17 protein-coding genes are annotated in these 19,527 nt (G+C 42.1%); 14 read left to right on the top strand and 3 right to left on the bottom strand.

Translation table 11 applies throughout. The features are described from left to right. The 10 genes from H6G05_RS11510 to H6G05_RS11555 all read left to right on the top strand — a co-directional run. Nucleotides 1-1,032, top strand: a 1,032-nt coding sequence (locus tag H6G05_RS11510; protein ID WP_190578317.1) for an N-6 DNA methylase, incomplete at its 5' end; no start/stop codon positions are given. A 2-nt stretch (nt 1,033-1,034) separates the two neighbouring features. Then, entirely contained in the window at nt 1,035-1,262 is a 228-nt protein-coding gene (locus H6G05_RS11515) for a DUF433 domain-containing protein (RefSeq protein ID WP_190578318.1), read from the top strand. Beyond that, nucleotides 1,259-1,633: a DUF5615 family PIN-like protein gene (locus tag H6G05_RS11520; protein ID WP_190578319.1), complete on the top strand. Its 375-nt coding sequence runs from the start codon at nt 1,259-1,261 to the stop codon at nt 1,631-1,633. The genes H6G05_RS11515 and H6G05_RS11520 overlap by 4 nt, the downstream gene beginning before the upstream one ends. A 5-nt stretch (nt 1,634-1,638) precedes the next feature. Then, entirely contained in the window at nt 1,639-2,973 is a 1,335-nt protein-coding gene (locus H6G05_RS11525) for a type ISP restriction/modification enzyme (RefSeq protein WP_190578320.1), read from the top strand. 94 nt (nt 2,974-3,067) lie between these two features. Beyond that, nucleotides 3,068-3,598: a hypothetical protein gene (locus H6G05_RS11530; RefSeq protein WP_242025434.1), complete on the top strand. Its 531-nt coding sequence runs from the start codon at nt 3,068-3,070 to the stop codon at nt 3,596-3,598. Nucleotides 3,599-3,916: 318 nt separating this feature from the next. Continuing rightward, on the top strand, nt 3,917-4,840 hold the full coding sequence (locus H6G05_RS11535) for an ABC transporter substrate-binding protein (protein ID WP_242025436.1): 924 nt from the start codon (nt 3,917-3,919) through the stop codon (nt 4,838-4,840). Between the two features lie 237 nt (nt 4,841-5,077). Next, nucleotides 5,078-7,210 (top strand): TonB-dependent receptor plug domain-containing protein, encoded by a 2,133-nt coding sequence (locus H6G05_RS11540; protein ID WP_190578321.1) that lies wholly within the window; start codon nt 5,078-5,080, stop codon nt 7,208-7,210. A 390-nt stretch (nt 7,211-7,600) separates the two neighbouring features. After that, complete coding sequence (locus H6G05_RS11545) at nt 7,601-8,257, top strand: MotA/TolQ/ExbB proton channel family protein (protein ID WP_190578322.1); 657 nt, start codon at nt 7,601-7,603, stop codon at nt 8,255-8,257. Then, a complete protein-coding gene (locus H6G05_RS11550) occupies nt 8,250-8,678 on the top strand; it encodes an ExbD/TolR family protein (RefSeq protein WP_190578323.1) in 429 nt (142 codons plus the stop codon). The genes H6G05_RS11545 and H6G05_RS11550 overlap by 8 nt, the downstream gene beginning before the upstream one ends. Nucleotides 8,679-8,707: 29 nt before the next feature. Further along, on the top strand, nt 8,708-9,931 hold the full coding sequence (locus tag H6G05_RS11555) for an energy transducer TonB family protein (protein WP_190578324.1): 1,224 nt from the start codon (nt 8,708-8,710) through the stop codon (nt 9,929-9,931). Nucleotides 9,932-10,071: 140 nt separating this feature from the next. On the opposite strand, the gene H6G05_RS11560 is transcribed toward H6G05_RS11555, so the two are convergent. Then, nucleotides 10,072-12,132: a M48 family metalloprotease gene (locus tag H6G05_RS11560; RefSeq protein ID WP_190578325.1), complete on the bottom strand. Its 2,061-nt coding sequence runs from the start codon at nt 12,130-12,132 to the stop codon at nt 10,072-10,074. Between the two features lie 360 nt (nt 12,133-12,492). Here H6G05_RS11560 and H6G05_RS11565 point away from each other — a divergent pair, with 360 nt between their 5' ends. Next, a complete protein-coding gene (locus tag H6G05_RS11565; RefSeq protein WP_190578326.1) occupies nt 12,493-12,699 on the top strand; it encodes a hypothetical protein in 207 nt (68 codons plus the stop codon). A 36-nt stretch (nt 12,700-12,735) separates the two neighbouring features. Here H6G05_RS11565 and H6G05_RS11570 read toward each other — a convergent pair whose 3' ends face one another. Further along, entirely contained in the window at nt 12,736-14,493 is a 1,758-nt protein-coding gene (locus H6G05_RS11570) for a SulP family inorganic anion transporter (protein WP_242025438.1), read from the bottom strand. 181 nt (nt 14,494-14,674) lie between these two features. Here H6G05_RS11570 and H6G05_RS11575 point away from each other — a divergent pair, with 181 nt between their 5' ends. Both H6G05_RS11575 and H6G05_RS11580 read left to right on the top strand, forming a co-directional pair. Further along, a complete protein-coding gene (locus H6G05_RS11575) occupies nt 14,675-15,799 on the top strand; it encodes a phosphotransferase enzyme family protein (RefSeq protein WP_190578327.1) in 1,125 nt (374 codons plus the stop codon). Nucleotides 15,800-15,838: 39 nt separating this feature from the next. Beyond that, entirely contained in the window at nt 15,839-16,468 is a 630-nt protein-coding gene (locus tag H6G05_RS11580; protein ID WP_190578328.1) for a DUF7003 family protein, read from the top strand. A gap of 37 nt (nt 16,469-16,505) precedes the next feature. Here the strand turns inward: H6G05_RS11580 and H6G05_RS11585 are convergent, their stop codons facing one another. After that, nucleotides 16,506-18,197: an ABC1 kinase family protein gene (locus H6G05_RS11585; protein ID WP_190578329.1), complete on the bottom strand. Its 1,692-nt coding sequence runs from the start codon at nt 18,195-18,197 to the stop codon at nt 16,506-16,508. Between the two features lie 330 nt (nt 18,198-18,527). On the opposite strand from H6G05_RS11585, the gene H6G05_RS11590 reads away from it, so the two are divergent. Next, nucleotides 18,528-19,211, top strand: coding sequence for a hypothetical protein (locus H6G05_RS11590; RefSeq protein ID WP_242025441.1), 684 nt, complete (start codon nt 18,528-18,530; stop codon nt 19,209-19,211). Nucleotides 19,212-19,527 lie beyond the last annotated feature (316 nt).

Consider the following 19,527-nt stretch of genomic DNA (forward strand, 5'->3'; position numbering starts at 1 on the left):
ATTGAGAAGGTGATCAATGCGTTGACTTCTAAGCATTTCAGCCGCGCTCATTTTTTGAGTAGTTTGGATCGGTTTTATGGGGCGATCGAGGAGACGGCGGCAACGATTGATGATTTTTCGCAAAAGCAGAATTTTTTGAATACGGTCTATGAGAAGTTCTTTCAGGGCTTTTCGACGAAGGTGGCGGATACGCATGGGATTGTGTATACACCGCAGCCGATTGTAAATTTCATGGTGAAGAGTGTGGAGGAGATTTTGCAACGGGAGTTTGGGAAGTCTCTGGTGGATAAGGGTGTGCATATTCTCGATCCGTTTGTGGGTACGGGAAATTTCATCATGCGGGTGATGCGTGAGATTGCGGAAATCCAGAAGTCGGCTTTGCCTCACAAGTATGAGCATGAGTTGCATTGCAATGAGGTGATGTTGTTGCCCTATTACATTGCGTCGATGAATATTGAGCATGAGTATTTTGAACAGACTGGGAAGTATGAGGCGTTTGAGGGGATTTGTTTAGTTGATACGTTTGAACTTGCTGAAGCAAAGCAACTAAGTTTGGCGCTTTTCTCTACAGAAAATACGAAGCGTGTTGAGAGACAAAAGCAATCACCGATTTTTGTGATTATTGGGAATCCTCCCTACAATGCCTATCAATCAGAAGATTTGAATAATCGCAATCGCAAATATCCGACAATGGATAAGCGCGTGAGTGAGACTTACAGCAAGGATTCTAAAGCAACAAACAAAAATGCTCTTTCTGATCCTTACGTTAAAGCAATTCGATGGGCTTCTGATAGGATAGGAGATAAAGAAGGCATAGTTGCTTTTGTGACCAACAATAGCTTAATCAATGATCTTGCTTTTGATGGAGTTAGAAAAAATCTAGAAAATGATTTCGATCAGGTCTACATTTTTGATCTAGGAGGCAATGTAAGAAAAAACCCAAAATTATCTGGGACAAAGAATAATGTGTTTGGTATTCAGGTTGGTGTCAGTGTCAATATTTTTGTTAAACATCGTAAGGAGAATAATTAGCAATGAGATTTACAAGAATTACGGTCAATCCCAAGAAAATGGGTGGTGTACCTTGTATTCGAGAGCTTCGCATTCCAGTTGCTACTGTGGTTGGGATGTTTGCTGAAGGTATGCGGGATAACGAAATTTTAGAGGCATTACCTGATTTACAAACTGATGACATCCGTGAGGCTCTGCACTATGCTGCTCAAGCTATGCGTGAAAGAGAATTACCTTTATTAAGTGCATGAAATTTCTAATCGACAACCCTTTATCCCCAGCGATCGCATTTGGCTTGAGGCAGGCTGGTTTTGATGCTAGTCATGTCCGAGACTATGGTATGCAAGCATCTGAAGACATCGAGATTTTTGAATATGCAGCTAGAGAAGGACGCACGGTTATTTCCGCAGATACCGATTTTGGTACTTTGCTGGCTTTGAAGCAGGAATCTAAACCCTCAGTTATCTTGTTTCGCCGCAATAGCGATCGCCGACCTGAAACACAATTACAAATCTTGTTGGCAAATCTTCCTAGCCTTGAAGAAAGTATTGATGCAGGTAGCATTATCATTTTTGATCGCGATCGCATCCGTATTCGCTCTTTACCAATTAATGGAGATTAAGATTAATGGGAAAGGCAAAGATTTATTATGCAAGAGTTGATGAGTTCTGGACAAAAGAACAAAAACTACAACATTTAGAGTCGATTGATAGTTTCAAACATATTAAATGGGAATCTATTGAGCCTGACGCAAAGTATAACTGGCTTTTGGAAGGTTTACATTCTGAGTATGAAGATTTTATTCCGCTTGGAACAAAAGAAGCAAAATCGACTGATGGGATAGCGGCTTATGCAATTTTTAAGCTTTATAGTCGAGGGGCTGAAACTGCTAGAGATGAATGGGCTTACAATTTCAACATTCAAGAACTATCCAAAAACATACAGTCATTTATAAATTTCTATAACGAACAGGTTTACAAATGGGAAAATGAAAGAAAAGAAGGTGATAGCGTTGATTCTTTTGTTTCATACGACGAAACAAAAATTAAATGGAGTAGCCGATTAAAAGAATGTTTAGAATCTGGAGTAAAAGTAGATTTCAGCACAGGAAAAATTAGACAATCTATTTATCGTCCATTTACTCGCCAGAATTTATATTTTGACAATGTTTTAACTCATAGAAGAGGTCAATTCCACTTAATATTTCCAAACAAAAAGAGCGAAGAAGAAAATCAAGTTGTTTGTATCGTTACTGAAGCTCAAGTTCCATTTTCTGCTCAAATAGCAAATTGTATTCCTTGTCTTCATTATGGTGGTAGGCAAACTCAATGTTTTTCTTTTTATACTTATAGCGAAGATGGAACTAATCGCCAAGAAAACGTTACTGATTGGGCGTTAGAACAATTCCAAACCCATTATCAAGATCCCAAAATTACAAAATGGGACATCTTCCATTACACCTACGCCCTACTTCATCATCCCCACTATCGCCAACGCTACGCCGCCAACCTCAAACGCGAACTACCACGCATCCCCTTCACACCAGAGTTTCATCCTTTTGCCACAGCAGGAAAACGCCTCACCGAAATCCATATCAACTACGAACAACAACCCGAATATCGCCTCAAACATATTGAAAACAAAGACCTCCCAATTGATTGGCGAGTCGAAAAAATGCGCCTCAGCAAAGACAAAACCCAAATCAAATATAACGACTTCCTAACGCTTATAGGTATTCCCCCAGAAACCTTTGAATACAAACTAGGCAACCGTTCCGCTCTAGACTGGATCATCGATCAATACCAAGTCAGCACCGACAAACGAAGCGGTATCACCAACGATCCTAATCGCCTTGATGACGAGGAATACATCGTGAGATTGATTAAGCAAGTCATCACCGTTAGTTTGGAAACCGTTAAAATTGTCAAAGGACTACCAGATTTAGGATTACCAAACGATTAGGGATGATAAATATGCGACATCTACAGACCGATAAAATTACGAACGCATGGCGCGACAGAGATATATAAATTTTTAAATTTTGGAGCAATTAAAAATGAGTATTCAATTTCGACACATTACGCTGATGAACAATGAGAAGCCCATGACCTTTGAAGAAGCGATCGCCTATACAGAGAAACTTCTATCGCGCACCGATCTTGATGAGGCTCAACTGCAATCCGAAATTACCAACCTTGTCAAAACTTCCAATGGAGCCAGAGGCTTTTTCGTGTGCTTTTTGACAGGAGAATGGGAACTCTCCGACAATCCTAGCCCTGCGATCGTTCAAGCTTTACAAGCTGAACCTAATGCGATCGCGGAATTGCTAGTGAAAAATCTCGCTATGTCCACCGCTATGGCGATCGCCCATCGGCGCAATGGCAATGAGGAACAAGCACAAGGTTCCGATCGCGTGGCAAAACGCACGGCTCGGCTAATTGAGCAAGTCGATCTACTTGAAGTTCGTACCATTGCTAACCAAATGCAGGATTCAGCCACTACGAATAGTGGCGAGTATGCAGCGTTTCTTGAAAAATGGGGCTATGACGCTGAGCAGAAACAGGCGATCGCTAATGTTTTAAGTTAACTAAGAGATCCCCCTCAATCCCCCTTGTAAAGGGGGAAGAAGAAAATTATCCCCCCTACGGTGTACACACAAGTCTCTCTGTCTACGTTTTGATTTATCTAAGCCCCCTAAATCCCCCAATTCTGGGGGACTTTGAAAGAATTTTATTTTCTTGTTCCCCCAGAATTGGGGGCTAGGGGGCGATTAATTGTTGACTTGACTGGGTTTTATGACTTGTGTGTACACGGTAGCCTTTACAAGGGGGGATCTCCTTTACCCATAGACAATAATTTATAAATGGTTTTTCAAATACCTCAAAATTATCAATAGCTTATAATTATGATTTATCGAGTATTTCAATTTATGCGATCGCTAAGAAATTGGGTAATTATTTCCCTAATCACCATATTTACCATAGCTTGCAATCCCGCTATCCCTTCCCAATCTACGACTCCAACAACACCCGCACAATCCCCAACCGCAGAGGTTAAACCCGTTGGTGCTTCTAAAGTGGTTGCTTTAACTTCGCTTTCCGCCGATATTGTGCATCGCTTAGACAAAACGAAACTAGTCGGTATTCCTGGAAGTCGCTTGTTGAGAGAGAATGCTGAAATCTCCAAAATCACCCAAGTTAGCGAAGGACAAACCCCTCCAAATTTAGAGAAAATCATCGCTCTCAAGCCTGACTTAGTAATTGGCGCAACAGGGTTTCATGATCAGGTTCTTGCTAAATTGAAGGAGCTAGGGATCAAGACCATGACCTCTAGCATCACTAGTTGGCAGTCATTAGAAGAATTAACCAAGGCGATCGCCACCGAAATTCAAGCCGATCCCACAGCCCTAATTCAGTCCTATCAATCACTAATTTCTGCAAAGGCGACTACTCCCAAATCAACCCTCGTTCTCGTCAGTTCGCAACCCATTCTCGCACCCAATAAAAATAGTTGGGCAGGGGATTTACTAACCCAGTTCCAAATTAATAACGCGGCTGCCGAGTTACAAGGTCAAAGCCCTGTGCGTGGCTACATCACACTTTCGGCGGAGAAAGTTTTAGAAGCAAATCCTCAGGTTCTTATTCTCGTTGATGTGGGTGATGGCACAATTAATAAATTAAAGGAAACTCCCTTTTGGAATAAGCTTGATGCTGTGACCAGCGATAGCGTTTACACCTTCGACTACTTTGGACTAGTCAATCCTGGAAGTATTGACGCAATTTCTGAGGCTTGCAATAAGTTACAGGAGATCGTTAAAGGTAAGGCATAAGTCTTAGAGCTAGACGCAAATAAGTACCTATGCGAAATATTACTAAAGCCCGTAAAGTTACGCCCTATAGAGTGCAACTTTACGGGCTTTGCTTTGAAATTAATTCTTAGATCCTTATGTTTATTTGACACTCTGTCTTTTGACATTGGCTATGAAAAAGTCAAACAATATGCCTTTTACACTGCTGTCTAGTATTTCTAAGCCTAACGGCTAAACTTGTGAGGAGTTGAGATTAATATGAAGTCTGTAAGGTTACTACTTTTAGCACCTTGTTTCGCGATGCCCGTTTTTAGCTTTGTAGAAATTGCAAAGGCAAATCCAATTACAGAAAGTGGTGATTCTCATAAGATCTTGACCGTTGACGAATTGCGATCGCAAAGTTCCCGTAGTAGTTCAGATTTGTTGCCAGAAATAAGTAGAGAATATTCTCAGGATCAAAAGAATCAAAATGGACAAGCGATCGCTCAATCTCAAGAGCAATCTGACTTAAATGATGATCAAGAGGAAGAGGAGATAACGGTCACAGGGAAGTCTCCCAGCTTTGCTCCTTCATCTGCACCCACTTACATCGTACCCAAGTCAGAAATTGAGAAGCAAAATCCCAGCACCGCCTCTGAATTGTTACGGAGTTTGCCAGGATTTGCGATCAATGACTACGGCTTTGGGGCAGATATTCATACTGGTACTTTTTTGCGTGGATTTTCCATTAACCAATCAACATTCCAAATTAATGGTCGCTCCTTTGGGAGTAACGTTAGCACCTATCACGGTGCTACTGACCTCAATAGTATTCCCGTAGATGCGATCGAGCGTGTGGAATTAACAAGTGGAACTAGTGCCACACTTTATGGTTCTGAAGCCTTTGGTGGTGTGATTAATCTTATCACCAAAAAAGCGCCTCAACCACTCAAAGCTACTGCTGGGATTGAATTAGGTTCCTATGGTTATCAACGCTATCGTGTTGGATATGGAGGAACCTTGGATGGTGTTAATTTTCGTTTAGGTTATGAGCGCTTTTCAACAGATAATAATTATCCTGTACCTGTAGGAGCAGCTAACCGTAATCCTGTTGACGGTAAGCTCTTTAATGGAGATTCGCGGATTGACAATTTTTATGGAAATGTTGAAATCCCTCTAGATTTTCGCAATTCCTTGAGTGTTGATGCATATAAGACAGCAAGTCGGCGTGGGCTGCTTTACTTTGGGTTTCCGCTGCAACGCGATCGCCTCGATCATGATTTGTTGAATATTGGCGCAACCTTAACTAGTAAATTGAGTGAGGGCGATAATTCGATCTTAAAAACAACAATCGCTTTTAATCAAGATTTCTTTAATACCTATGGCCCAACAGGAGTAAGTGCTTTTCGTAGTGGTGCTTTAGACTCTCGCACTTTGAGTGGTCGCGTTGAACACCAGTGGCAACTAGCAACCAACAACAAGCTCACATGGGGATTTGATATTAAGTCTGACTCTATTCGTGGTGATGTACTTAGCTCTCTTCCTGCACTGGTTAGATTCAATGGCACTGTTAATCGCGATCGCTCTCTAGTTGCCCTCTTTGCTTTAAATGCTTGGAAAATTACCAATGATTTTCAATTGGAACTAGGTTTGCGTCAGAATTTCACTAGTGATTATGGAAGTTATCTCAATCCTACGGTCGGCACAAGGTGGAATATTACGCCCGAACTGGCTTTCCGTAATAGTTTTGCCGTACTTCAGCGAAATCCTGGACTAGATCAGCTTTTTGTATTTGATACTGTGCATAATTGGCTGTCAAATCCCAATCTCGTACCTGAACGTGGTGTAGCCTATACTGCTGGCTTAGACTTGAGTGTGACTGATTCAGTGCTGGCTCAGTTAACCTATTTCGGTAGCAATTTAAGCGATCGCCTTGGTATAGTCGCAGGACGTTGGGAAAATGTAGGACAAGTGAGTACCAATGGTATCGAGGCTGGACTGAAGTGGAAGCTCTCTCCAGAGTTTTCGACATTTATCAACTACACCTATACTGATGCCAAGATTAATAGTAGTAAAATCGCTTCTGAAGTGGGATTGCAACTGGCTACAGTTCCCTATTCTGTTGGCAAGCTGGGCGTTAGCTATGATTCTAATGGCTGGCAAGCAAATCTATTCTTTAACTATTCCAGTGGCTCGCGCCGCGCCGTTTTTGCCCAAGGGGTAGCAGGACAGTCAGCGACTGACTTTTCTCCTGCTTATCTCAGTCTAGATTTTAATGCAAGGGTTCCATTATATAAAAATGTATCCTTGACTTTAAATCTAGAAAACTTGACTGGTAATAGTTACGAAAAAACAAATCGCATCTATCAACCAGAGTTAACCTATCGAGTTGGTCTGCAAGCTAGTTTTTAGGTTTTCTAATTTCCTATAGTGTTTATCTGTGTGGTGAAGTATGGGTTTGTTTCCCCGCCTTCGGCGGGGAAACAAACCTTTGTACCTCGCTTGCTTGAAAAGCTGAGATGGGGGCTTGGAGACCAAGCCCCTACTTTTACAAATATGTAGGGATTTGGTCTCCAAATCCTTTTTTAAGATGATATAGAAACATGATGACAATCTTTGCTCTACGTAACATCACTCATTATAGAAAATATACAGCTTATTGATATATAATCTCAATAAGCTGTATGCTAATTCAGGAAGCACAACTAAACTTTCCTGAATTAAAAACTAAACCCAGTAAGGGTTTCAACAACCTGTGTTTTGGCATTACTAGAGTTTATCTAATCCAACCTTACATTTGCTATGTCTAAACTATTCGATACTCTTGTTGCAGGTGGGATTACGATTATCCCTCTCATGGTTTGTTCATTTTTAGTGATTGCCTTAGCAATTGAGCGCTCCATTTTTTGGTCGCAGGACAGAAAAAACCAGAAGCGAGTCGTGAGAACAGCACTACAAATTTATCAAGAAGATCCTGCTCAATCTGAAGAGTTTCTGCAACAGCATGGAGACCTAGCGATCGCCCGCATTTATTTAGAAGCTCTATCGATACCTAACGCTACACCCAATGAATTTGCCCTTGCCCTTGACGCAAGGACACAATCGGAATTACCTAATCTCAGGCGTTTCAATATTGTTTTTGAAGTCATTGTGGGGCTAGCTCCCTTACTAGGTTTACTTGGTACGGTAACTGGACTCATCACCTCATTTGGTTCGCTCACTTTAGGTGACATCGGTGGCTCTAAGTCTCTCAATGTCACTGGTGGCATTAGTGAAGCGCTTATTTCTACTGCGGTAGGATTGATTGTGGCGGTAATGGCTTTGATTGCTGCAACTATTTTTCGATCTCTTTATGCTCAACAGATTGCTTATTTTGATGAATGCTGCACTCAATTGGAATTACAACATTTGCGATCGCATCGTCAACAGGCTCATCAACAGGTAAATACCCATGTCTAGAAGACTACGCCGCCGCTATGAGGCTGAAATGGCAAATCAGCCTCTAGAAATCAAGAACCTTTTGCCGCTGATGGACGTAATTTTTGCACTGTTGACATTTTTTGTACTTTCTTCATTATTTCTCAATCGTACCGAAGGCTTACCCGTAGACTTACCCAAAGCTCAGTCTGGCGCAATGCAAAAAACACCCGCTCGCGCTACGATCAGTGTCAATGAGAAGACAGAGGTATTTCTTAATAAACAAAAAATCGGAATTGCCGAAGTCAGCGATCGCGTCAAACAATTGCTAGAACCAAACCAAGATCTAATTGTCGTCCTCAATGCTGATCGCACTGTCCAGCATGGCGATGTGGTTCAAATTATGGATCAACTGCGCCAAATTCCCCGCGTCAAAATGGCGATCGCTACAAAAAACAATTAATGATTACAGACTAACTAGGAGATCAATCTATGCATGAACCTAAACTTGTTGACGCTCTAGCGAAAAAAGAAAACAAAGCTTTAACATCCTTACTATTTATAGGCTTAGTCGGATCTACCTGTGTTCATGCAGCAGTTATGATTGTTCCAGTACCTACTCTATGGAAAACAACTAACAAAGAGCCAGATGACACTATCGAAATAGTGGTTGAGGCAAGCCAATCCACTGAAGAAAAAATCCCCGAAATTGCCACAGAACCAGAACCAATCACACCTGTAAATGAAGAAATCCCCCAGATTGAAACTGCTCCTATAGCGATCGCCCTTGCGCCCGAAACGATCACACCCATAAAAGAAGGTAAAGATGCTGCGGCTCCAGATGACTTGAAACCTTTGCTAACGAATGGAGCTAGCAACACAACAATCCAGCAGGGCGGGGGGACTATCATTGTTAAAAATGGGATTGGATCTGGTTTTGGTAACAACAAAATTCCGACAGGCTTTATTTTAGGTGGCAAAAAGAATGGTAATCCCGATGGCAAGAAGAATGGTGTCATTGGTGGAATTACGAATGGTAAACCAGATAGTAAAGGTACTCAAACTAATGCTTTACCGCCCGTTCCACCTGTAGAAACTAGAGCCGTAAAACTGGAATGCCTCAGTTGTCCTAAACCTCAATATCGTGGTAGAGAAGGAACTCCCAGAGTTACCTATGACATTACCCCAGATGGTCGAGTGACAAATGTGCGACTGCGTCAGTCTAGCGGCGATGAGCAGACTGATCGCGAAACGCTAGAAGCAATGAGTAGATGGCAATTTAATCCCCAAACTGTGCCTGAGGGTGGTCGAGTTAATGTAAAAGTGAGGGTCACCTTTGAAGAAGAAGGTTCTAAATTTCAACGCCAAAACGAGGAGCGTCGTCGTCAGGAGGCTGAGCAGCTAGCCGCTCAAGAGGTTGAACAAAGAAGATTAGCAGAAGATCGTCGTCAAAGGGAATTAGAAACTCCTAAACCTACGGCTGTGACTATTCCCGTGAATTCACAACCTGTGCGATCGCCAGAGCCACAGATAAATTCACCTGAACCAGTTACAACTCCAGTTCAGCCAATTGTTAATTCGCCAGCCCCAACTGTTACCGAACCAGTCGTACAACCCCTTACCGAACCAGTTGTGGATAATCCCCCTCCCATTACACCCTCACCTCCTTCTATTGAGGCTCCAATTACTCCAGAAAAATCTCCATCAGATCCATAGTGAGCGACTCATACCAAAACACAAGAATTGAGTGGCGGCGCTTCGCGCCGCCACTCAATTCTTGTGTTTTATGTCCTAAGCAAAGCTTACTTTGCTATAAGCATTCAAATTTACTAACAATTCCGCTAAATTAGAATAAGTTAGAACAATCTAGAAGTTAGGAGTAAAAGCGATAAACCTAGCAGAACTAGAATCGAACTACCGATATTGTTCCAGAATTGGTGATAGCTGGTGAGAGAAGCGCGTTGCTTGGGGCGATCCTCCATAATGGGTTGTAACGTCGATAGATCGATGATTGGAAACTTACCGCGCCGAAACCAGCCTGTCGCAATTACCGAGCGATCGCATAGCATTTCTAGATTTTTGATGGTATTAGAAGGATCGATAATCCATTGACGGAAGTTGGGAATATAGTTGATGAAGGCTAAGCCACCTTGATCTTCTAGGCGTAGCATATAACCAATATAGAACTCATCAGTACCATAGCCGAGCAACTCCCCAGGGATTTGAACAGGAGAGCCTTGGACATAACTGGCATAGGGATCGATCATTAGACTTACTAGATCAGTATCAGCCACTTTGCGAAAATCGGGATAGCGCAAACTGCCTTGCAGCATAAATCCTAAGCCTAAACCAATCATCGACAAACTCAATAATAACCATCGGTTATATAGTTGCGATAACAGCATGGCAGCAGTTACAGCGATCGCAACACCAACAACAGGCGAAATTTGGATTAACAAATCGCGCCAAAAGTTTTGATATAAAGCTTTTTTATTGAGCTTTTTCTCTTCCTTTAATAGTTCCGCAAAGTCATATTCTGTTAACAGACCCAATTGTTTGGAATATCCTGAAAGAAACTTCAAACGTTTCCCAACTAGGGGATGGGTGGAATGGATTTCTAGCCAACGCCGCCAAGGATTGAATAGTTCCCAGAGGAAAACTCGATAGGGATCTTGATCGGTTTGTCCGACATGGGCGATTTCCATTGCTAGCCCGATCGCTGTCATGGTTTGGCGATCGCATATTCCTAATGCTCTCGTAGACTCTAAAAGACGATTAGTGGGCATGGCAGGCTGATTAAAAGGCAGCATTTGCCTCGCCATTTTGGGTAGCGCACGAGCCAGAGCATTAGGATTGCCTGTTACTTCTGAAGCAAAGCGATCGCTGACAATCGTACTGACATGGGAGATCCAAACCAACAAATAATTACTGAGAGAATAGAGAACATTGGCAAAGGTTGCTGTGATTTGCCAGATTTGTTTAGCACTTTTAGCGCGATAACTTTGACGGCTCAATAACACATAAATATAATAAAGAACTTGAACGGGAGCGGAAACAAAGGTCAAAACTGCAAAGCTTTTGTTCCGAATCCTTCCAAGTTGATAGGCATAAACCGCAGCAATTTCATCATCATCTAGACAAGCGAATAACCCGCGACTAACGACAATTCGCGTTGAGTTGGAGATTACTCCATAGGTAAAAGCCACAGGTGCATCGTCTTCAATCCATCCCAATCGCGGCACAAATATATTGTACTTTTCACAAAAATTCTCAATGATTTCAACTGCTTCAGGACTCTTTTCATCCAAATCCGCCAAGGTAATCCATTGAATGCGGTGATATTGTTTTTGAGTGATGTCGATAATCCAAGGTGACATAAAAAACAGCAAAACGCTGAATACCACTGACACGATCGCCGTTGTGGTTACCCAAGCTTCTGAAAAGTAATCGGTAAAAATTCGCGAAATTCCATAGCTGATTAAAAATTGTACGCCGATGATCGCCACGATTGTTAGCACGATCGCCGCAATCAGGAAATATGTATAGCGAGAGGAAAGCGATAGGGTAACGTCTTTTTTGCGATAGCGACGAGGATCGGACTTGATTACCGAAGCGACATCTTCATTCCGCCTGATGCGATCATCAGTTGGCGCATCAAGGGCAGCACGAAGGGTAATTAAGGATTTTTGCGCCCATTTTTGCAATTGTGGATCAGAAGATGTTGCTAATTGTTCACAAATAGCGATCGCTTTATCAGCTCGACCTGTTTTTTTGTACGCCGAAACTAGCCAAATTTGCGCTTGCACATAGTCTTTGGAGGTCAAATCATTACTATCTTGACTATATTCAGTCAAGATAGCGATCGCCTCAGTATAGTGCTTTCGCAGCAACGCTTCTTTGCCAGCTTTTAGTGACATCGTTTCGCCTCAATCTCACAACGTTAGAACTTATTTTGACACTTACCGCACCAAATATAACCATGTTTGAGTTAGTTAAGACAAATCAAAACCCCAAAGGGAATGACAGAGCTTCTCGCTGTCATTCCCTTTGGGGTTTGAGTACAAAGTTCTAGTGATGAATAGGTTGCGCTGGTCTATTCATACCTTTAGGTATAGGTGAGTGTAAAACGCTTGCATATACACTAGTGTGATAACAATGGCTATATTAAAAGTAGCTATATTTACAGAATTTAATATTGGGATCGCCAAAATTGTCCATAACAACTGGTAGCTCATACCAATGTTGAATGTTCTGGTTAACATAACAGGAGGAGAACCATGTCTAATATCCCAACTGGCGGTCAAATGCTTTGGAAGCTTGAAGATGGTGAACGTGTCTTACATTTACGCCACAATGCAGCAGAACAATGGCGACACTATGAAGATTTCCCTGAATATGCGATGCAAGACCCCGTAGGATTTTCCAAAGGTATCGCCACTTTTGTCACATTACTAAAAAGAGATTGGGTAGCTATTAAGTCCTAATAAAAGAGAATGCGGTGCGATGCACCGCATTCTCTTTTATTCATCCCAATCATGCCATTCGACTTTATTTACTTCCAAATACATATCCACAGCCTGTCCAATGGTGGGAAAGAAGTCATCTTTGCCAATCTTGGTAAAGAGTCCGTAACGTTTGAGGCGATCTTTGGTGGGACCTTTCATCTCTGCGAAGCATAATTCGATGTGTGCTTCGCAGAGAGTTTTATCAAGTTCAGCGATCGCATCCGCAGCCGTAAGATCGATATCAGTGACAGGTTCTGCGGCTACCAATACCCACTTAGTTGTCGTTGGTGCGGTCATAACTGCCTGCCACACCTGTTCACAAAAGGTTTCAGCATTAGCAAAAAACAGCGGTGCATCCCACCGAAAGATTACTAATCCTGGAATATGTCTAGCTTCGGGATGACGCGAGACATCGTGATAGCCTTTGATACCATCAATACGACCAAGTACTGCATAGTGTGGTCGCCAAGCACTCCAAACAAAGGCTATCAACGCTAAAACGACAGCGCCAAAGATGCCTTGAATCACACCGAGGATTGCGACACCACAAAAGCAAACAATTGATAGAAAAAATTCAAATCGTCGTAACTGATATAGGCGTAAAGTTCCCCTAATCTCAAAAATGGCTATACCAGCAGAAATTACCACAGCGCTGAGAGCTGCTTGCGGTAAATCTCGTAATAACATCGGGGCAAACCATAAAACTATGGCAAGACAAATTGCTCCCACGACTCCTGTAATCTGAGTTTTTGAGCCTGCGGCTTCGGCTACAGGTGTACGCGAAGCACTACTACTAACGGAAAATCCTTGAAATAATCCTGCGGCAATATTAGCAATACCCAAGGCAATTAATTCTTGATTGCGATCAACTTTATAACCACCCCGTATGGCAAAAGTCCGTGATAACACACTCAGATCGGCATAGGATACTAAGGCGATCGCCAAAGCACTGGAAAACAGAGTATCAAATTTGATCGGTGCAATGTTGGGAACCTGAAACATGGGTAATCCCTGTGGCAAGACTCCGACTACAGATATGCCTGATCGCTGTGCAAGGTCGAATAAAGAACTAACTATCGTTGCTACAACCACTACTATCAAGACCCCTGAGATTTTGGGAGCTATTCTCTTGAGAACTAGAATCATCAGTAAACAAGATAAGCCGATCGCTAGTGCTGTCGTGTTGGTTTTGCCCTCTTGGACACCTTGCACAAATCCAATCAGGGCTTCCCAAATCGTATTGCCAGATACTGAAAATCCAAATATCTTCGGTAATTGACCAATTAAAATGGTCACAGCAATTCCATTCAGATATCCATAGCGGATTGGTTTAGAAAGTAGTTCGGTAATAAAGCCAAATCTTGCTAGCCCTGCAACAATGCAGATAATTCCCGAAAGAATTGCTAACACTCCTGCGATAGCGATCGCCTGTAGAGGATCGCCATTAGACAGTGGGAGTACTGTCGCCGAAATAAGCGGAATTAGCGCAGAGTCAGGACCTAATACCAAAATCCGACTAGGTCCAAAAATGGCATAGGCAATTAGTGGCACAATCGTGGCATATAGCCCATAGATCGCAGGTAAGCCTGCGGCTTCAGAATAGCCCATACCTGCGGGAATAAGGATTGCGGTCAGTACCAATCCTGCAACTATATCTTGGAGTAACCAAGGGAGTTGATAATTCTTTAACACAGCGATAATGGGCATCCATCGGGCTAACCCATGAGGACGCGCAGCAAGAGGAGATGGAATATTCGGTGGGGGCTTTGTCAACAAATCACCTCAATATAAGGATTCTGCAATTTAAGATTTTTGATGGCGCGGCGAAGCCACGCCACCAAAAATCTGGTTCTTTATTTTACGGCGCAGCCCTAAGTTTTTAGATAGACTTTCCAGATTACCCAAAAAATGACACTATGCTTAGCCAAAGAATTGTTGATATTACCTAAAACTTATGGCTCAAAATATCCAAATAGATAAATTTGCTAAATCGCAAATTATGGCGATCGCCCAGCAGTTCTCTCCTCAAAAACAAATTACTGACATTAAACCCTTTGGCAGTGGCAATATTAATGATACTTTTTTAGTCTCTTTGCAAGCAGCAGCAGATCAATCTTTTATCTTGCAACGTATCAATACCAAAGTATTTCATGATCCAAAGTTAGTCATGCAAAATATGCGGGGTTATACAAATCATGTACGCGATCGCCTGCAAAATCACCCACTAGAGCGACGATGGGATATCCCGAAAATATTACCAACGCAGCAAGGGCAAGACTATTGGCAGACTGAAAGTGGAGAATTTTGGCGATCGCTTAGTTTTATTGCAGGTTCTCAATCCTTTGATGTTATGGAAAATATGGAACAAGCGCGAGAAGTTGGCTATGCTTTAGGAACGTTCCATCATTTGACTAGTGATTTAGCACCAGAGAGATTAGCAGATACTTTGGAGGGTTTTCATATTACGCCGCGCTATCTTCGCCAGTATCAGGAAGTTCTTTCGAGGGCACATTTTAAGCGATCACCTGAAGTCGATTATTGTTTGAAATTTGTAAGCGATCGCCATAGTTTAGCGCATATTTTAGAAGATGTAAAAGCGGCAGGGAAATTACCTTTGCGAACGATGCATGGCGATCCCAAGGTGAATAATATTTTATTTGATCGGCAGACGCAACTGGCGGTGAGTGTCGTCGATTTGGATACGGTGAAATCTGGTTTAGTGCATTACGATATTGGTGATTGTTTGCGATCGGGTTGTAATCCTGCGGGTGAAGAGACTGAACAATGGCAAGATGTTCAGTTTGATACGGAACTCTGTCAAGGGATTTTGCAGGGATATCTCTCAACTGCGCGATCTTTTCTCACAGAGTATGATTATGCCTATATTTATGATGCGGTTCGGGTAATTACCTTTGAGTTAGGATTACGCTTTTTTACCGATTACTTAGCAGGCAATATCTATTTTCATGTCAAATATCCTGAACATAATCTATTGCGATCGCTTGTCCAGTTTCGATTAGTGGAGAGCATAGAATCTCAACAGACAGTTATCAATAAAATTATCAAAGATATAAGATAGAGACATTGCAAAGCAATGTATTCATCGCTGCAAACATATATGGAATCATCACAACAAATCCTAGAATTTCTCGATCGCCGTTTTGATGCGATCGATATGCCTTGTTTTGGCAATGTGAATATTGACTATATTTCTTCCAGATTATTAGCATTTCGGGATGACAGTCGTTGGTTAATTCTGTTTAACTCAATTACTTGGTGTCCTGCGGGCGAAGGATTGACGACGATATTGGAGTGCGTTGGCAATTGCGTTCAGGGAAGACAAGGATTTGATAGTGATCGCTACCTAATTACAGGACAAATTCAATACGATGAAATGTCCAATGACTATTATGTAACTGTCCGTGGGAAGACCATTCCTTTGTCAGAGTTGCAGATTATTTCGCGACCAGATTTGTTTTCTGAGCATGAGCCGAATATTGCGATCGCGCTATTAGAAAACTACCGTGAAGAGCTATTGGCTAATCAGGAAGAATATGGAGTGTTTATTCCCGAAGGATTGACTGAAATTTTACGCCTTGATGAGTGGCATCATCCAGATTGGGATTGTCCACCTAGTCAGACTGAGAGTTTTCCTCTCATTGCTGAAGTTCTATATACTGGTAAGCCTGATTTGTACAAACCACCATCAAAGCCCAATACTGACTGGAGTTTTTGGTTCCCAAAGTAACAAACGAATGACGGCACTTTGCGCCGCCATTCGTTTGTTATTGTTCAGCAATATTATCAATTTTTTCACGGATTGATAGCTGGACGAGAGCGCGAATTAGCGAAAATCCAGAGAAGAAAGCACCTGTAAAGGCGGCGATCGCCCAGCCAGAGTAAGCAGTAGTACCAACTAATAGCACGGCTCCAACTAAAGCCAAGAAGCCCGTTAAACAAGCATAGATTAAAGCTTTAACAGCAATGTTAATTCTTTTGAGAGTGCGATCGCTTTCAGAAGACTTGACTTGAATCATCAACTCGCCACGCTCAATTCTCTCTTCCAATCTTTCTAATAAAATTTCCATGCGACTGGGCTTATTGAGTTGATAGACCAGAAAATCTTTAGCTTGTTGAGCCAAAGCTCCTAAAGTATTGCCCCGACCTTTAGTGAGAACGATGCTTTTCACAAAGGGCTGGGCGGCGGTGGTAAAGTTGTATTCTGGATCGAGAATTCTGGCGATACCGTCAAGGGTAGTGAGAGACTTGAGGAGATAGGTCATTTGGGGAGGCAAACGGAATGGCTGCTTCTCAAAGATGGCTACTACTTCACCTTTAATTTGCTCAAACTCATAGATATTCACAGGTCTTTCGGTGAAACGATCTAACACAAATTTTAACATGCGTTTAATCGGACTCATATCCGCGATCGGTTCGATAAAACCCATGCTCAGCAAGCTATCAACAACTTCATTGGTATCTTTGCGTAGTACTGCAAAGAAGGTCTTCACCATTTGATCCTTTGCCATAGTTTTGACTTCAGCCATCATGCCGTAGTCATAGAAAATCAAACTTCCACTGGGGCTAACGGCTAAATTCCCAGGGTGGGGATCAGCATGAAAGAATCCATCTTGGAGCAGTTGTTTGAGATAACAACAGATTCCTAATTGATTAATTTCTTTAGGATTCAATCCACAGGCTTCGAGGGCTTGGCGATCGTCTATTTTGATGCTAGGAACATATTCTAAGGTCAAAACTACTGAGGTGGAATAGTCCCAATAAATTTTAGGGACAACAATGCGCGGATAGCCTTCAAAATTTTTGCGAAAGCGATCGGCGTTGATGCCTTCGATCGCATAATCAATTTCTTGATAAAGAATAGTAAAAAATTCTTGATAAATTCCTTCTAAGTTATATTTACGCGTCCAAGCAAAATAGCGTCGAAATACTTTGAGAAGTTTACCAACCGCAAGTAAATCAAGATCGAATAGTTTTTTTAACCCAGGACGTTGGACTTTGACAACAACTTCTTCGCCACTATATAAAGTAGCTCGATGTACTTGTCCAAGGCTAGCGGCGGCAAGAGGAATTTCGTCAAAGTCACGATAGATCGCATACAGAGATTTTCCGAGTTCGAGTTCGATAATGTCTCTGGCTTCTTTGGCGCTGAAGGCTGGCACTTTGTCCTGAAGTTGTGCCAAGGTACTAATATATTCAGGTGGTAACAAATCCACACGAGTGGATAAGGATTGACCGATTTTGATAAATGTTGGACCTAGTTCGAGCATATTGCGAACTAGCCATTCCGCCCTTTTGCTGCGAGTCCGTGATGTATTGTCTTGCCAGAATTTATCCCACCATATAAAAAACAGGAATGTAAACGCAGCTAAGAATACTTCGCGTTGACGGGCTAGTGAAGAACTTTTGCTTCTTTGCCAGCGTAGCTTTTTGTATGGTAATTGGGCGATCGCAGACATATTTTGCCAGTAATAACAAAGCTAACTAGCAGTGCTGTGTTTATATTACCCAAATTAATAACAATTCTGCGAAGTAACGCGAATTATAGCCATAACCAAAAGACAGCAAAAATGGCAAGACTTTGCTATGGTTATGTTTAGTGGCGATCGCCCAAAACATTATGCATATCAAAGTTTTTACATTGGTATAGACAATGTAAAAATTGCAAACCAAAATTATTATGGGTTTTACGGTTTGCAAGTTGTCTATAGCAATTTGCAAAGCTTACTATGTAGAGCCTTGAGACCAAAAACTTCGTACCTGTTCAAATCATTCCTAGAGGTAACCTAATGGGTGAAATCACCAGAGATGAAATTCGCGAACGCTTAGGCAATATTGATCAAATTCGCGATATCATTTTCGGCGCACATTTGCGCGAATACACTAGTCGGCTAGATAAAGCTGAGTCGGATATCTCGGCAATTCAGCAAGATGTACGCGATCGCCTTAGCGACTTGAAAACAGTGTTAGCCAGTGAGTTACGGGCGGCGGTTGAGTCTATTGATAAGCGACTAAAAACGATTAGCGCCTCTACTCAAGAGGAAGCTGCTGACTTACGTCAACAATTTGATCGCATTAATCGCAAGTTTACCAGTAGTATTGAAACCCTTGATGAGAATGTTGAAGCGCAACGGGTAGCGCTGCGGGAAGAAATTGCCCAAACTAGAGATAATTTACAAAATGATACTCGTGAATTGCGATCGCTAGTTTTAGAGGAGCTAGACCGTCATTTCTCAATTTTGCGGGAAGACAAGCTTTCTAAAGATGATATGGCTGAGCTGCTATTTGAGTTAGGTATGCGACTTAAGGGTTCTGAGTTTGTACCTGAACTGCGTGAAGCGGCTGAAGAAAAGGTGGAAGAGAAGTATGAACGGGTGAGTATCCTCGATTCTGAGCCAAAAGTCTCAACTAGTGCGGAGTCAACTAGCCCTGCAACTAGAACTACATCACGCACTTCTAAAGCCAAGCCATAAATTCCTTAAAAAGTAACCACAAGTACGAAACGAGGGGCTGAAGCCTCTCGTTTTGTAACCAAAATAAATGAAGGCGGCGCTTCGCGCCGCCTTCATTTATTTTGGTTTTATGTTCTAAGCAAAACTTTCATTGCTATATAGCAATCCTAAATGCTTTGTGGAAGCGCACCCCTTCGGGGTGCGCTTCCACAAACCCAAAAATCTACAAATGATTTAGGACTGCTATATAGCGTTTATCAGTCTAGTGAAGTACGGGTTTGTTTCCCCGCCGAAGGCGGGGAAACAAACCTATGTACCTCGCTTGATTGAAAAGCGC

The sequence above is a fragment of the Phormidium tenue FACHB-1050 genome (genome assembly GCF_014696925.1).
In the GTDB taxonomy this organism is placed as follows: Bacteria; Cyanobacteriota; Cyanobacteriia; order Pseudanabaenales; family Pseudanabaenaceae; genus Pseudanabaena.

Bases quoted from the DNA above. Each gene is read 5' to 3' on its own strand.
- H6G05_RS11515 (WP_190578318.1), top strand. From the start codon at position 1,035: ATGAGATTTACAAGAATTACGGTCAATCCCAAGAAAATGGGTGGTGTA.
- H6G05_RS11520 (WP_190578319.1), top strand. From the start codon at position 1,259: ATGAAATTTCTAATCGACAACCCTTTATCCCCAGCGATCGCATTTGGC.
- H6G05_RS11525 (WP_190578320.1), top strand. From the start codon at position 1,639: ATGGGAAAGGCAAAGATTTATTATGCAAGAGTTGATGAGTTCTGGACA.
- H6G05_RS11530 (WP_242025434.1), top strand. From the start codon at position 3,068: ATGAGTATTCAATTTCGACACATTACGCTGATGAACAATGAGAAGCCC.
- H6G05_RS11535 (WP_242025436.1), top strand. From the start codon at position 3,917: ATGATTTATCGAGTATTTCAATTTATGCGATCGCTAAGAAATTGGGTA.
- H6G05_RS11540 (WP_190578321.1), top strand. From the start codon at position 5,078: ATGAAGTCTGTAAGGTTACTACTTTTAGCACCTTGTTTCGCGATGCCC.
- H6G05_RS11545 (WP_190578322.1), top strand. From the start codon at position 7,601: ATGTCTAAACTATTCGATACTCTTGTTGCAGGTGGGATTACGATTATC.
- H6G05_RS11550 (WP_190578323.1), top strand. From the start codon at position 8,250: ATGTCTAGAAGACTACGCCGCCGCTATGAGGCTGAAATGGCAAATCAG.
- H6G05_RS11555 (WP_190578324.1), top strand. From the start codon at position 8,708: ATGCATGAACCTAAACTTGTTGACGCTCTAGCGAAAAAAGAAAACAAA.
- H6G05_RS11560 (WP_190578325.1), bottom strand. From the start codon at position 12,132: ATGTCACTAAAAGCTGGCAAAGAAGCGTTGCTGCGAAAGCACTATACT.
- H6G05_RS11565 (WP_190578326.1), top strand. From the start codon at position 12,493: ATGTCTAATATCCCAACTGGCGGTCAAATGCTTTGGAAGCTTGAAGAT.
- H6G05_RS11575 (WP_190578327.1), top strand. From the start codon at position 14,675: ATGGCTCAAAATATCCAAATAGATAAATTTGCTAAATCGCAAATTATG.
- H6G05_RS11580 (WP_190578328.1), top strand. From the start codon at position 15,839: ATGGAATCATCACAACAAATCCTAGAATTTCTCGATCGCCGTTTTGAT.
- H6G05_RS11585 (WP_190578329.1), bottom strand. From the start codon at position 18,197: ATGTCTGCGATCGCCCAATTACCATACAAAAAGCTACGCTGGCAAAGA.
- H6G05_RS11590 (WP_242025441.1), top strand. From the start codon at position 18,528: ATGGGTGAAATCACCAGAGATGAAATTCGCGAACGCTTAGGCAATATT.